This window comes from Stenotrophomonas sp. YJH_SMC_8, from assembly GCF_059371315.1.
The window spans coordinates 24111-38357 of sequence record NZ_JCAFUL010000003.1; the positions used below are offsets into that span (position 1 = coordinate 24111).

The 14247-nt window shown below is 64.5% G+C and carries 11 protein-coding genes; 6 read left to right on the plus strand and 5 right to left on the minus strand.

Annotated features, from left to right (window positions below):
• Nucleotides 1-9: 9 nt before the first annotated feature.
• Nucleotides 10-627, plus strand: coding sequence for an HD-GYP domain-containing protein (locus AC5P88_RS03910; RefSeq protein WP_495224353.1), 618 nt, complete (start codon nt 10-12; stop codon nt 625-627).
• 89 nt (nt 628-716) lie between these two features.
• The gene (locus AC5P88_RS03915) at nt 717-1070 is read left to right on the plus strand and encodes a hypothetical protein (protein ID WP_495224354.1); all 354 of its coding nucleotides are present in this window, start codon (nt 717-719) and stop codon (nt 1068-1070) included.
• Nucleotides 1071-1266: 196 nt separating this feature from the next.
• Here the strand turns inward: AC5P88_RS03915 and AC5P88_RS03920 are convergent, their stop codons facing one another.
• Nucleotides 1267-3360, minus strand: coding sequence for a M13 family metallopeptidase (locus AC5P88_RS03920; RefSeq protein ID WP_495224355.1), 2094 nt, complete (start codon nt 3358-3360; stop codon nt 1267-1269).
• 175 nt (nt 3361-3535) lie between these two features.
• On the opposite strand from AC5P88_RS03920, the gene AC5P88_RS03925 reads away from it, so the two are divergent.
• Nucleotides 3536-4993: an ATP-dependent nuclease gene (locus AC5P88_RS03925; RefSeq protein ID WP_495224356.1), complete on the plus strand. Its 1458-nt coding sequence runs from the start codon at nt 3536-3538 to the stop codon at nt 4991-4993.
• Nucleotides 4994-5088: 95 nt separating this feature from the next.
• On the opposite strand, the gene gpmA is transcribed toward AC5P88_RS03925, so the two are convergent.
• Nucleotides 5089-5838, minus strand: coding sequence for a 2,3-diphosphoglycerate-dependent phosphoglycerate mutase (gpmA, locus tag AC5P88_RS03930; RefSeq protein WP_495224358.1), 750 nt, complete (start codon nt 5836-5838; stop codon nt 5089-5091).
• Nucleotides 5839-5932: 94 nt separating this feature from the next.
• Between gpmA and nfi the strand changes: the two genes are divergently transcribed.
• Nucleotides 5933-6607, plus strand: coding sequence for a deoxyribonuclease V (gene nfi, locus AC5P88_RS03935; protein WP_495224359.1), 675 nt, complete (start codon nt 5933-5935; stop codon nt 6605-6607).
• Nucleotides 6608-7189: 582 nt separating this feature from the next.
• Here nfi and AC5P88_RS03940 read toward each other — a convergent pair.
• Nucleotides 7190-8170, minus strand: a complete 981-nt coding sequence (locus AC5P88_RS03940; protein ID WP_495224360.1) for a cation diffusion facilitator family transporter — start codon at nt 8168-8170, stop codon at nt 7190-7192.
• A 209-nt stretch (nt 8171-8379) separates the two neighbouring features.
• The gene (locus AC5P88_RS03945) at nt 8380-10629 is read right to left on the minus strand and encodes a TonB-dependent siderophore receptor (protein ID WP_495224361.1); all 2250 of its coding nucleotides are present in this window, start codon (nt 10627-10629) and stop codon (nt 8380-8382) included.
• Nucleotides 10630-10917: 288 nt separating this feature from the next.
• Between AC5P88_RS03945 and AC5P88_RS03950 the strand changes: the two genes are divergently transcribed.
• On the plus strand, nt 10918-12333 hold the full coding sequence (locus AC5P88_RS03950) for a GGDEF domain-containing protein (protein WP_495224362.1): 1416 nt from the start codon (nt 10918-10920) through the stop codon (nt 12331-12333).
• 114 nt (nt 12334-12447) lie between these two features.
• Here the strand turns inward: AC5P88_RS03950 and AC5P88_RS03955 are convergent, their stop codons facing one another.
• Nucleotides 12448-13665: an MFS transporter gene (locus AC5P88_RS03955; RefSeq protein ID WP_495224364.1), complete on the minus strand. Its 1218-nt coding sequence runs from the start codon at nt 13663-13665 to the stop codon at nt 12448-12450.
• 77 nt (nt 13666-13742) lie between these two features.
• Between AC5P88_RS03955 and AC5P88_RS03960 the strand changes: the two genes are divergently transcribed.
• Nucleotides 13743-14192, plus strand: a complete 450-nt coding sequence (locus AC5P88_RS03960) for a winged helix-turn-helix transcriptional regulator (RefSeq protein ID WP_106549549.1) — start codon at nt 13743-13745, stop codon at nt 14190-14192.
• The last annotated feature ends 55 nt before the right edge of the window (nt 14193-14247 follow it).

The window sequence follows — 14247 nt, forward strand, 5'->3', positions numbered from 1 at the left end:
TGCGGGCGGATGACCATGTTTCCTGACGCCGTACCCGCCCCCGACCTGCTGCACGCGCAGGCCTGCCTGATCGATGCCCTTTCGATGTCGCTGCAGATGCGTGATGCCTACACCCGCCACCACTGCGACCGCGTCGGCCTGCTTGCGCAGCGCCTGGCCGTGCACTGCGATCTCGATGACGATGCCTGTTCGCAGATCAGCCTGGCCGCGCGCTTCCATGACATCGGCAAGATCGGCATCCCCGACGAGGTGCTGCTGACGCCGCGCCGGCACACCGAGGAGGAACGCGCGATCATGCGCGAGCATCCCGTTCGCGGTGAACACATCTTCCTCGCCACCGGCCGCAGCGACGCGGCACCGGTTGCGCGGCTGATCCGCGCCCATCACGAGGCCTTCGATGGCAGCGGCTACCCCGATGGGCTGCGCGGTGAGGGTATTCCGCTGGGTTCCCGCATCATGACCGTGGCCGACGCCTATGACGCGATGACCAGCGTGCGCCCCTACCGTGCCGCGATGGAACACGATACTGCGATGCGCATCATCGACGAGCAGTCGGGTGGGCTGATCGATCCGTATGTGCTGCAGCGCTTTCATCGCATGCTGGCACAGGAACCGGCGCTGGCCTGAGTCCTTCCCGAACGTGAAGTGACCCGTCGGCTGATGTGCTGACGGATGCGCCCGCTGACGCGGCGGCTGATGTGCTAACCGACTTACGGGTGGACACGTCGGCTGATGCGTCGACCGACTTGCCGACGGGCACGGCGGCTGATGCGTCGACCGACTTGCCGACGGACACGTCGGCTGATGCGCCGACCGACTTGCCGACGGACACGGCGGCTGATGCGCCGACCGACTTGCCGACGGGCACGGCGGCTGATGCGTCGACCGACTTGCCGACGGACACGGCCGCTGATGCGCCGACCGACTTGCCGACGGGCACGGCGGCTGATGCGCCGACCGACTTGCCGACGGGCACGGCGGCTGATGCGCCGACCGACTTGCTGGTAGAGTCGACTGTTAGTCGACTGCTCTTCCTACAGATCGCGAAAATCCCGCGCTACGCGCGATAGTCGACTAACAGTCGACTCTACCGACCTGGCTCCATCGGCCCAGAGGGGCGACCGCTCTTCCTTCAGATCGCGAAAATCCCGCGCTGCGCGCGATAGTCGACTGACAGTCGACTCTACCGATCCGGCGCCATCGTGCCGGCAAACAAAAGGCCCGGCGTTCGCCGGGCCTTCTGCATCACGCATCACGTGCGATCGATTACCAGATCACCACGCGCTTGTCGTCGGCACGCACCATCGCGTCGCCAGCCTTGCACTGGAACGCCGCAGCGAAGGACGGCATGTTCGACGGCGCACCGTTGGCACGGAAGTTGGCCGGGGCATGCGGGTCGGTGTTCAGGCGCACGCGCAGTTCACCATCGGTGAAGTTGCGACGCCACACGGTGGCCCAGTTCATGAAGAAGCGCTGGTCCTGGCTGTGCCCATCGACCTCGACATTCGCCTTCGGGTTTTCCTTCAGCGCCATCTGCAGTGCGTCGTAGGCCACGGTCAGGCCGCCGAGGTCGCCGATGTTCTCGCCCAGGGTCAGCTTGCCCTTCACGAACACGCCCGGCACCGACTCGTAGCCATCGAACTGTGCGACCAGCTGGTCAGTACGCTCGGTAAAGGCCTTGCGGTCCGCGTCGGTCCACCAGTTGTCGAAGTTGCCGTTGGCGGCGAACTGGCTGCCCGAGTCGTCGTAGCCGTGCATCATCTCGTGGCCGATGACCGCACCGATGCCGCCGTAGTTCAGCGCCGGATCGGCCTTGGCGTCGAAGAACGGCGCCTGCAGGATCGCCGCCGGGAACACGATCTCGTTCTTGGTGGCGTTGTAGTAGGCGTTGACCGTCTGCGGGGTCATGCCCCACTCGGTCTTGTCCACCGGCTTACCGATCTTGTCCAGCATGTAGCGGTAGTTGAACGCGCGCGCCGCCTGCATGTTGCCCAGGTAGCTGTCGCCGTTGGTCTGCAGGCCCGCCCAGTCACGCCACTTGTCCGGGTAACCGATCTTCGGGGTGAAGCTGGCCCACTTCTCCAGTGCCTTCTTCTTGGTTTCTTCGCCCATCCACGGCAGCTGCTCCAGGCGCGCCTTCAGCGCCTGCGACAGGTTTTCCACCAGGTGCTGCATGGCCACCTTGGATTCGGCCGGGAACACGGCGTCGACGTACAGCTGGCCCAGCGCTTCACCCATGCCGCCGTTGACCGACTCCAGCACGCGCTTCCAGCGCGGCTGCATTTCCTTCTGGCCACGCAGGGTGGTGCCGTAGAAATCGAAGTTGGCCTTCTCGAACTGGCTGCTCAGGTACGGCGAGGCGTCGTCGATGGTGTGGAAGCGCAGGTAGGCCTGCCAGGTGCTGGCCGGCACGTCGGCCAGCATCTTGTCCATTTCACCGAAGAAGCCCGGCTGGGCCAGCGAGAACTTCTGCGCGGCCGGCACCTTCAGGGTGTCGAACAGCGCGGTCCAGCTGAAGTTCGGGGTCAGCTTGTCGGCGTCGGCGGCGCTGAGCGGGTTGTAGCGCTTGGCCGGGTCACGCATTTCGATGCGCGACATCGAGGCCTTGGCCAGGCGGGTCTCGAAGGCCATCACGGCCTTGGCCTGCTCGGCGGCCTGCGCGGCGTCCACGCCGGACAGGGTCAGCACCTGTGCGATGTAGGCCACGTAGGCATCGCGGATCTTGGCCTGCGCGTCGTCGAAGTAATAGCCCTTCTCCGGCAGGCCGAGGCCGCCCTGGCCGACGTAGGCGATGACGTTGGCCGAATCCTTGTAGTCGGCATTGGCGAACAGCGAGAACAGCACGCCCTTACCCTCGGCCTGGCTGTCGCGCAGGTACTGGGTGATGGCGGCCGTGTCGTTCAGCGCGGTGATCTTGTCCAGCTGCGGCTGCAGCGGCGCCAGGCCGGCGGCTTCGATCTTGGCTTCGTCGTTGCCGGTCTTCCAGATGTCACCGATCTTGGCTTCCACCGAGCCGGCCTTGGCCTGGCTGGCGGCGGCCTGCTGCACCAGCGTGTGCTGCACTTCCAGCGAGCGCTCGCGAAGGATCTCGAAGCTGCCCCAGGTGGTCTGGTCGCCCGGCACCGGGTTGGCCTTCAGCCACTTGCTGTTGACGAAGCCATTGAGGTCGGTACAGGCCGAGATCGACGGGTCCAGATCGGCGCTGTTGAGCGAGATCAGCGGGGTCTTGATCTGCGACTGGTCGAAGGCCGGCTTGGCGTCGGCGTTGGCAGCCGACGCAGATTCATTCTTGCCACAGGCGGCCAGCGAGGCAGCAATGGCGATGGTCAGGCCCAGCGGGGCCAGGTTGCGGAAGTTCATGAGGCTCTCCTGCGGGTAATTTCACAGGGTAGCCGGGAAGGCCCAGCGCGGGGACCGGCCAAAGGTCACAGGTGCAGGCAAACACCCTAAGACTTTGCAACTTCCTCACGCAAGCATTTCCGGATAGTCTCCGTCCTTGCCGGACAGACCAGCCGAGATCGCAAGGAATGCAAAAGTGAAAGAACTTTCAATCACCATTGAAAATGTAAAGAACATAAAGTATGCAAAACTCGAACTCCCTCTTGAAAAGAGCCTTAATCTGATAGTTGGAAGCAACGGATCCGGTAAAAGCACAATCCTCCTTGCTCTGTCGCAATCCATCAAGCGATCGCTCGAATCGCTCGGAGATGAGGACTACGATCAATCGTCCAGGGTTCAAATTTCACTGGATAGCGAGGTTGATGATTGGCTAGGATCGACGAGATGGCAAATCCCCAAAAAAATGGTCTCCGTAAATGGAATGTACGAAGGAAGCCTCTTCTACGGCACTAGATTCAATGACTCTCGAACCGTTGACTCACACCTTCGCGACGGCAACATCAAGGATGAGGAAATAGTTGACGCAGATGACTACGTCAAGGAAAAGCTTAGCTTTATTTTAAGCGGCTCAAAGGACAAGTATCCGAACCTAAAGAGAATAAAGAACAAAAATATCTCAGCGAAACTAGGATTCGCAAGCACGCCATATTTTAATTCCGTAAACGGAAGACTAATAAGTCAGTATCGAATGAGTTCAGGCGAGTGCTTGCTAATTTCACTCCTTCACTTCGTATACAACGCAATCGTAAGGCGATCACTTACGCCAGATAAACCAATCCTCGTCCTCATCGACGAAATTGAGGTTGCACTACATCCAATCGCAGTAAGCCGCTTTATTGACCTGATGGAGGAACTGGTCCACACGTCAGCCAATCTCACCGTCATCCTGACATCCCACTCGCCCGAGGTGATAAGAAAAATAAAGCCAAAGAATATCTACAAGATCGAAAACAATCTCGGAATAGTTGACGTAGTCAATCCAGGTTTCCCGAGCTACGTGATTCGCGACGTTTATAGGCATGATGGATTTGATTTCCTCCTACTGGTTGAAGACATCCTTGCAAAGACTCTGGTCGAAAAAGTAATTGAAAATCGAGGACTTTCTGCAAGCAAACTGATCCACGTAGTCCCTGCTGGCGGATGGAAGAACGTTCTAACTCTGCAGCAAGACCTGCTTCGAGGAAATGTACTGGGCGTCGGCCGACAGGTGTTCAGCATATTAGATGGCGATGTAGAGAACGAGGCATCCAAAAACCACCCCGATCTGCGAAAGCTATTCCTCCCAATCAAGAGCATTGAAAAGCTCTTGTATAGCGCCATATATGAAGGAAAGGATCCAGTCCTTAAGAGGACGGTGAACGACAAGTACTTCCAACTCGAATCATTGGACTCGCTAATTGCGGAGCACAACACGCACTATAGCGGAAAGAAAGTGGAACAACCCGACAAAAAATTCTATTTCAGACTGAGAAAAAATCTCGAACAGAGAGGCATTGAGGAACTTATGTTCGTGCAGAAATTATCTGATGATTTAATGCAGTCAGTATCATTCGACAAGTTCGGCGACAATATTGAAAAAATTGTAAATCGATAACGCGAATTGCAAATCGATACCGCGACGAATCATCGATCGCCGGAGTACAAGAACACAAGTTACGCAAAGGCCGGCTTGCGCCGGCCTTCTGCTTCTTATTTCGCCTTGCCCTGGTTGGCCACGGCTTCGGCGGCCTTGCGGGCGGCTTCCGGGTCGCCCAGGTAGCGGAACGACTTCACCGTCAGATCGTCGTTCAGTTCGAACAGCAGCGGGATGCCGGTCGGGATGTTCAGCTCGAGGATTTCCTCGCGCGAGACGTTGTTGAGGTACTTGTACAGCGCGCGCAGCGAGTTGCCGTGGGCGGTGACCAGCACGGTCTTGCCGTCCTTCAGCTGCGGCGCGATCGCGTCGTGCCAGTACGGCAGCACGCGGTCAAGGGTGGTGGCCAGCGATTCGGTGCCCGGCAGCGCGTTGCGGTCCAGGCCGGCGTAGCGGCGGTCATGGATCGGGTGGCCCGGATCCTCCAGATCCATCGGCGGCGGCGGGATGTCGTACGAACGACGCCACACCTTGACCTGGTCCTCGCCGTGCTTGGCGGCGGTCTCGGCCTTGTCCAGGCCCTGCAGGCCACCGTAGTGGCGCTCGTTGAGACGCCAGGACTTGTTCACCGGCAGCCAGTCCTGCTCCAGCTCGGCCAGCGCACCCTGCAGGGTGTGGATGGCGCGCTTCAGCACGGAGGTGTGGGCGACGTCGAACTGCAGGCCTTCCTCGCGCATCAGGCGACCGGCGGCGGCCGCTTCCCGGCGACCCTGCTCGGTCAGGTCGACATCAACCCAGCCGGTGAAGCGGTTGTCCAGGTTCCACTGGCTCTGGCCATGGCGCAACAGTACGAGTTTACGGGTCACTGCAGGGTCTCCAACGCGAGGAAAGGCAGGCCGCCATTGTAGCCCCGGCCGCCGCTCACCGGGCCGTGGCACCGCGCATGCGATGCTGCGGCCAATGAATACGGTGATCGACCCCGGACGCTGGGAAGGCAGCGTCGCCACTGCCCGCGCGCAGCAGACCCAGCTTGCCGGCCGCGTGGAGCGTCAGGACCGCCTGCCCCGCGACGTGCGCTGGCTGGCCGGGCTCGATGTCGGCTTCGAGGACAACGGTGCCACCACCCGTGCCGCAGCGGTGTTGCTGGATGCGAAGACGCTGCAGCCCGTGGCGCAGGAGATCGCGCGCATCCCCACGGTGATGCCCTACATTCCTGGCCTGCTCAGCTTCCGCGAGCTGCCGGCACTGCTGGCCGCACTGGCACTGCTGCCACGCACGCCGGACCTGGTGTTCGTCGATGGCCACGGCATCAGCCATCCCCGCCGGCTGGGCGTGGCCGCGCACCTGGGTGTTGTCACCGACCTGCCGAGCATCGGTGTGGCCAAGTCGAAGCTGGTCGGCCGGTTCGTCGAACCGGGCGCCGAAGCGGGCGCGCATACACCACTGCTGGACGGCGATGAGCAGCTGGGCTGGGTGCTGCGCAGCAAGCTGCGCTGCAAGCCGCTGTTCGTCGCTGGCGGCCATCGGGTCAGTGCCGATACCGCGCTGGACTGGGTGCAGCGCACCCTGCGCGGTTACCGACTGCCTGAGCCGACCCGGCTGGCGGATCGGCTGGCTTCCCGACGGGACGAATGACCTTCGCTGCTCTGGACGGATGCAGCCTGCGCGATCGCGTCGGGACGACTGGGTAGAGTCGACTGTCAGTCGACTAACGCGCGCAGCGCGGGCTTTGTCGCAGCCTCGCGGGAGAGCAGTCGACTAACAGTCGACTCTACCAAGGCGGTTCCGCCCCGCTGGTTTCGTAGCAGACTCTGCATGGCGGCCTCCTGCCGGAACCGACCCAACTGGCCTCGCGACAGGGTAGAGTCGACTGTCAGTCGACTAACGCGCGCAGCGCGGGCTTTGTAGCAGCCTCGCAGGAGAGCAGTCGACTGACAGTCGACTCTACCAAGGCGGTCCCACCCCGCTGGTTTCGTAGCAGACTCTGCATGGCGGCCTCTTGCCGGAACCGACCCAACTGGCCTCGCGACAGGGTAGAGTCGACTGACAGTCGACTAACGCGCGCAGCGCGGGCTTTGTAGCAGCCTCGTAGGAGAGCAGTCGACTGACAGTCGACTCTACCAAGCCGGATTCGTCCAGCCGGTTTCGTTCAAGCGGTTTTGCCCCACCGGTTTCGCCCGGTCGGTTTCACCCGATCCGCGTGACGGCACATCCCATTCAACGATGCACGTGGCCGCGATGGCCCTGCGCGTCCTCGCCATGGTCGTGGCCTTCATGGCCCTCGTGCTCGCCGCGCTTGGCCGGTGCCGGCTCGCCACAGGCTTCACCGCAGTGGTCCGCTTCGATCTGCAGCGTCACGTGCTCGATGCCGAAATCATCGTGCAGGCGGGCGCCCAGCTCACGGCGCAGCGCATCGGCATCGGTGCCGTCGCGCATCACGACATGCGCGGTCAGCGCCGGCGTGCTGGAGGCCAGCGCCCACACATGCAGGTCATGCACATCGAGTACCGCGTCGTGCCCCGACAGGCTGTCGCGCACCTTGGCCACGTCCATGCCCTTGGGCACGCCTTCCAGCAGCACGTTGATCGCCTCGCGCATCAGCACCCAGGTGCGCGGCAGTACCCACAGGCCGATCAGCACCGCCAGGATCGGATCGATCGGCTTCCAGCCGGTGAACTGGATCAGCACCGCACCGGCGATCACCGCCACCGAGCCGAGCATGTCCGCCCACACTTCCAGGTAGGCGCCCTTAACGTTGAGGCTCTCGCCGCTGCCGGCCTGCAGCAGGCGCATCGAGATCAGGTTGATGACCAGACCGGCCGAGGCGATCACCAGCATGCCGGTGGAGGCGATCTCCTGCGGCTTGCTGAAGCGCCCGACGGCTTCCCACAGGATGTAGCCGGCAACCACGAACAGCATCGCGCCGTTGATCATCGCGCCCAGTGCTTCCAGGCGCGCATACCCATAGGTGCGGCGCGCATCCGGCGGGCGCCGGCTCAGCCGCACCGCGATCAGCGCGATCATCAGCGCCAGTGCATCGGTGGCCATGTGCGCCGCGTCGGACAGCAGCGCCAGGCTGTTGGTCCAGAACGCGCCCACCACCTCGACGACGAGGAAGGTGGAGGTCAGGCCGAGTGCCCACCACAAGGGTTTCTCGTGGCGGATCTCGGACGGCAGGTGGTCGTGGTCGTGGCCCATGGCAACAGCTCCTTTGCGATGGAGGCAGGCTACGCTGGCGGCCGTGGGGAAACTATCACGGTGTTTATAACATTGCAGGCCTGCGGGATTGAGGCCGCCGGGCATGGCCCTGCGCTACCGCGGCTGGAACGCCGCCGCTCATGGCCCGGCGCTACCAGGGTAGCGCCAGGCCATGCCTGGCGAGCGCAGCGGAGCAACGCCCCGCGCGGTCAGAAGCCGAAGCGCAGGCTGGCCCAGTACGCGCGGCCCGGCTCGTTGTAGGTCGCCGCCCCGGCATCGCTGCTGTTGGCCTCGCGGAACAGGCGCTTGTCGGCCAGGTTGTTGACGCCGAAGCCGAAGCTGACCGTCTCGGTCACCTTGTAGCGCGCGCTCACGCCCCAGATGTTGTAGGCACCGCGGTCCTGCAGTGCGATCGACGCATCACAGCTGCCGGTGCAGCGCGGATCGTTGTTGATGTTGGCGGTGGCCGGCTTCTGCTTGCCGTAGAAGGTGCCGGTCAGCAGCACCGACAGCTTGTCGGTGGCCTGCCAGTCCAGCATCGTGTTGATCGTGTACTTCGGGATCACCGACAACGGCTGGCGCGTGGTCTTGTTCTCGTTCTCCACCATGTAGGTGAAGTTGTTGCTCCACTTCAGGCGGTTGCCCTGCTCGCCCAGCAGCGGGATCACCAGGTTGCCTTCCAGCCCCTGCACGATCGCCTTCGGTGCGTTCTCCCAGCGGAAGATGCGGCCGCGGCCGTCGGCGGTCAGGCCGATCTGGACGTAGCCGGCCTGGATCTTGTCCTTGTAGTCGTTGTGGAAGTAGGTCAGCGACGCCTGCCAGCCGCTCTGCGGCGCCCACTCGATGCCCAGTTCCTTGTTCAGGCTGGTTTCCGCCTTCAGGTCCGCGTTGCCGCGCATGTAGCAGCCGGCGCCCAGGCTCGGCAGTGCATTCGGGCAACCGTTGCCGCGGGTGTAGTACAGATAGTCCGGATTCGACTGGTACAGGTTCGGTGCCTTGAACGCACGTGCGATGCCGCCCTTCACCACCCAGTCGCTGTTGATGCGGAACTGCGCATTGAGGCTGGGGCTGGTGTTGTTGCCGAACTGGCTGTGGTGGTCGAAGCGCAGGCCCGGGGTGACGATCCAGCGCTCACCCAGGTAGATGTTGTCTTCGACGAACACGGCGGTGGTCTGCGCATCGGACTTGCCGCGCGCACGATCGGCCGACAGTCCCGGGAAGCCGCCGCCGCTGGTGCTGGACTGGCTCATCGAGTAAGGATCGGTCAGCCGGCTGTCGAGGTACTCGAAGCCCAGCGTCCAGATGTTCTCGGCGCCGCCCAGCGTGGTCGGGAAGCTCACTTCGCCATCCAGCTGGTAGTTGCGCAGGCGCGAGGTCGACCAGTCGGTGCCGTTGAAACTGCCTTCCGGGCCACCGGCAAGGCCTTCATTGATGCGCGAGTTGTTCACCGCTTCCACCGCGGCCGTCACCCGCGAGGTGACATCGCCCCAGCGGCCACGATGGGTGATCGCGCCGGTGGTGCGGTACATGCGGTTGGTTTCCGCCTTGTCGTCGGCCAGGGCGGCCAGATCGATGCCGGTCGAAGTGCCGGTGGTGCTGACCGCACGGTCGCCGGCATAGATGTTGCCCTGACGGCTGGTGCCGGCTTCGAACTCGACCACCTGGTTGGCGGTCACGTCCCAGCGCAGCAGCGCGTTGACATCACGATTCTTGACGCCCTCGCGGCCGGCCGGTGGCACCGCGTTCGGATTGGTGGCGTACTGTCGGTTGAGGTCCAGCGAATCGGCGTCGGTCTTGTTGAGGTTGCCGTACAGGCGGAACGACAGGGTGTCGGTCATCGGCCCGCTCAGCTGCAGGCCGACGCGCTCGCTGCCGCCCTCGGCGCTGTGCTCGGGCACCAGGCCATACAGGTCGACCGCGCCGGTCAGATCACCGGTCGGGCGCTTGGTGATGATGTTGACCACGCCACCGGAGGCACCCGAGCCGTAGCGCGCCGCCGCAGGGCCACGCAGCACTTCGATGCGCTCGATCATTTCCGCCGGCACCCAGTTGGTATCGCCACGGGTATTGCGCTCGCCGCTGCGGCCCATGCGTACTGCATCGCGGGCACCGATGCGCTTGCCATCGACCAGGATCAGGGTGTTTTCCGGGCCCATGCCACGCAGATCGATCTGGCGGTTGTTGCCGTACTGGCCCGAGGCGCTGTTGCCGGTCAGGTTGACGCCCGGCATGGTGCGCAGCAGCTCGGCGATGTCGTTGGCCGGCGGGCGCCTGGCGATATCCTCAGCGGTGATCGTCGAGGTGCCCAGCGCCTGGCGTGCGATCTGCGAGGCAGTGACATGCACCGTGTCGATATCGGTGGCGTCGGTTTCGGCATGGGCGGTCAGGGCACCGCCCGCCAACAGGGCGGCAACGGCGAGCGCCAGTGGGCGCGGCGAAAGGACAACGGCAGGGGACATGGTCTGGACCTTCTGGCAGGGCAACGGGGCCTCTGGCAAAGGGCTTGAGGCAACGACGAGGGGGAGGCGCGGAACGTTGCTGCAGGCACCTGCACCCCGCTCCGTGCGCGCATTCTCCCATCAATGCGAGTGATTCTCAAATGCGTTCACTCATTGCCGCAGCGGCACCGTTGTGGTTTGCGCACCGCGCAACCCTGCACCGCGCGTAAACTGGCTGGCTAACCCGCCATCAACCGCACGCCGCCGCGGCCGATACCCGTGGTTTGCCGTACGCAGTCAGAGATCGACGTGGAAACACCCCAACTGGATGAAGCCAGCCAACCGCTGGCCGAGGCGTGGCAGCTGTGCCTGCAGCAGGCCGGCCCAGCCGCCACCGCGCTGCTGCACGCCGCCGCCGCGGACGCGCCACCGGCGCTCGCCGGGCGCTTCTATGAAGTGCTGCTGCAGGATGGCCGCGCGCGCCGCTTCCTGTCCCACGAACAGGTCAAGCAACGCCTGCAGCCGGCGATGCAACGCTGGCTGGTGCAGCTGCTGACCACCGACACCGCCGGCGTCGTCGCCACCGTCGCCTCGCAGCGGGTGATCGGCGACGTGCATGCGCGGGTTGGCATTCCGGTCGATCTGGTCACCCGCGGCGCACGCGTGCTCAAGCACGAACTGTTCCTGCGCCTGCGCGACGATGCGCCGGACAGCGCCACCGCCTTCGCTGCCATCGACTGCCTCAGCGCGGTCATGGACATCGCCATGGAAGGCATGACCCTGGCCTACACCCATGCGCGCGAACGCTCCACCCGTGCCGACGCCGCCTACCGGCTGTTCTCGCTGGTACAGAACGTCGGTACCGAACGCGAGCGCCAGCGCGCACTGCTGCTGGACTGGGAGAACGCCCTGCTCTACGCACTCGCCGGCCACGTGCAGGCCAGCGACAACGCCAGCCTCGCCACTTCGGAGTTCGGCCTGTGGTTCACCCACAAGGGCATCCCCAGCTTCGGCGAAAGCAGCGAAACGCAGCAGGTGGGCCAGTTGATGGCCCGCATTGACGGGCACCTGCAGCGCGCGAGCGGCGATGCTCCGGGGCAGCGACTGGCGGTGCTGCCGGCCATCCGCGAGGACCTGGCCGCGATCCGCACCCTGATGACGCTGCTGTTCGAACGCATCGGCGAACTGGATGCCGGCAGCGATGCCCTGACCAACCTGCTCAACCGCCGCTTCCTGCCCACCGTGCTGCGCCGGGAAATCGAACTGGCCACCCGCAACCGCACGCCGTTCTCGCTGCTGCTGCTCGATCTGGACCATTTCAAGGCGATCAACGACGGCCACGGCCACGATGCCGGCGACCGCGCGTTGCAGCATGTGGCCGGCCTGCTGGGGCAGCTCACACGCGGCAGTGATTACCTGTTCCGCTATGGCGGTGAGGAGTTCGTGGTGGTGCTGGTTGCGGCCAGCGAATCACAGGCCGGGGTGATTGCCGAAAGCCTGCGCAGGCAGATCGCGCAATCGCCAGTGACGCTGGCCAACGGGCAGGTACTGGAACTGACCGCCAGCATCGGTGTGGCAGGCCATGATGGCCACCCGGACTACGAACGATTGATGGCGCGCGCCGACGCCGCGATGTACGAGGCCAAGCGCAGCGGTCGCAACCGGGTGGTGGTGGCCAGCGACGCCTTGCAGGATGCGCCGGGACGGCGTGCGCTGCAGCGGTGAACCGGCGGAAATGAAACATCCCGGTGGCGTGTAGAGTCGACTGTCAGTCGACTACCGCGCGCAGCGCGGGGTTTTTCGCAAAGTGACGCAAGAGCAGTCGACTAACAGTCGACTCTACCGACGGCAAACTCTACCGCTTCGCACCGCGGCCGATTCATTGAGCGCCGCCACTCGCCACGCGCCCCACCACAGCACTGCCAACAGCGCGATGCCGGCGCCCAGCAGGCAGACCGCCGGCCACCCATGATGGGCCTGCATCCAGGTGCCCGCCGTCGCACCGGCACCGCTGCCCATCGCATAGAACAGCATGTACAGCGCCACCAGGCGTCCATGCTGTTCACCGGGCGCACGCAGCAGCAGCGCCTGGTTGGCGACGTGCAGTGCCTGCCCACCCAGATCCAGCACCACCACGCCCAGCAGCAGCAACGCCAGCGAGTGCGGCAGGCCCAGCAGCGGCCACCACGCGGCGAGCATCAGCAGCAGCGCGCCGAGGCTGACCCGATGTGCGAATCCACGGTCCATCCAGTGCCCGACCCGCGCCGCCATCAATGCGCCGACCACCCCGGCCAGGCCGAGTACACCGATGGCCGCAGTCGACCAGTGCAATGGCGGTGCCGACAACGGCAACGGAGCGGCCGCCCAGAACACGTTGAGCCCGGCAAACAGCAGCAGTGCCAGCGGCCCACGCTCGCGCAGCGTTCGGTCGGTGCGTAGCATGCCCAGCATCGAGCCCAGCAGCTCGCGCCAGCGTGGGGGGACTTCCGGCACCGGCACTGCGGGCAGGCGCCGCCACAACAGCACCGCCAGGGTTGCCATCACCAGCGCCGACAGCAGATAGACCGCCTGCCAGCCCAATGCTGCCGCCACCGTACCCGACACCACACGCGCCAGCAGCAGTCCGATGAATACACCGCCCTGCACCACGCCCACCACGCGACCGCGCTGCTCGGGCGGTGCCAATGTTGCCGTGTAGGCAATCAGCCCCTGCGTCAGCGCCGTGCCCAGCAGTCCGGCCAGCAGCATGCCCGACAGCAGCCAGCCGGCAGTGCGCGCGGCCGCCAGCCACAGCAGGGCGACAACCAGCGCCGCCAGTTGCAGCCGCAGCAGGTGCCGTCGGTCACTGCGGTCGGCCAGCGGCAGCAGGCCAAGCAACGCCAGCACGCTGCCCGCCTGGGTCGCGGCCAGTACCGCGCCGGCCACCGCACGGTCCAGTGCAAAAGCGCGCGCAAGCTGCTCCAGCAGCGGCTGGGCGTAATAGACGTTGGCGACACTGGCACCGGCGGCAATCGCAAGCAGGACCCGCAGTGGGCGCGGAACAGGTAAGACGCTCATCATGCAGTTGCAATTTGAAACCTGATGCAGGCTAACGACATTGGTTTTAAACTGCAACCACATTCAGGAGATGCCCCATGCACGCCGACAGCCCTTGCCCCGTCGCCCGCAGTGCCGACCTGCTCGGTGATCGCTGGGCGCTGCTGGTGATCCGCGATGCGTTCGACGGTGTCACCCGCTTCGGCGACTTCCAGCGCAGCCTCGGCGCGGCACGCAACATCCTCAGTGACCGCCTCCGCAGGCTGGTCGATGCCGGCATCCTGCGGCTGCAGCCGGCCTCCGACGGCTCGGCCTACCAGGAATACGTGCTCACTGCCGCTGGCCAGGAGCTGTTCCCGCTGCTGGTCGCGCTGCGCCAGTGGGGCGAGCGCCACCGCTTCGGCGCGGGCGAAGCACATTCGCAGTTGATTGAATCCAGCACGCGGCGGCCGTTGCCCTACATGCAGCCGCGCGGGCGCGATGGCCAACCGCTTCAGCCCGCGGCCACCCGTGTGCGCAAGCTCAGGGACGAAGGGCGCGACGCCTGATCCGCCCATTCGCGCACACCGTGGCGCGGCCGCGCCGGGTAGCATCGGCGCTTTC

What these genes read in the sequence shown, in the direction of transcription:
- AC5P88_RS03910 (WP_495224353.1), top strand. Translation starts at nt 10, where the DNA reads ATGACCATGTTTCCTGACGCCGTACCCGCCCCCGACCTGCTGCACGCG.
- AC5P88_RS03920 (WP_495224355.1), bottom strand. Translation starts at nt 3,360, where the DNA reads ATGAACTTCCGCAACCTGGCCCCGCTGGGCCTGACCATCGCCATTGCT.
- nfi (WP_495224359.1), top strand. Translation starts at nt 5,933, where the DNA reads ATGAATACGGTGATCGACCCCGGACGCTGGGAAGGCAGCGTCGCCACT.
- AC5P88_RS03940 (WP_495224360.1), bottom strand. Translation starts at nt 8,170, where the DNA reads ATGGGCCACGACCACGACCACCTGCCGTCCGAGATCCGCCACGAGAAA.
- AC5P88_RS03945 (WP_495224361.1), bottom strand. Translation starts at nt 10,629, where the DNA reads ATGTCCCCTGCCGTTGTCCTTTCGCCGCGCCCACTGGCGCTCGCCGTT.
- AC5P88_RS03955 (WP_495224364.1), bottom strand. Translation starts at nt 13,665, where the DNA reads ATGAGCGTCTTACCTGTTCCGCGCCCACTGCGGGTCCTGCTTGCGATT.
- AC5P88_RS03960 (WP_106549549.1), top strand. Translation starts at nt 13,743, where the DNA reads ATGCACGCCGACAGCCCTTGCCCCGTCGCCCGCAGTGCCGACCTGCTC.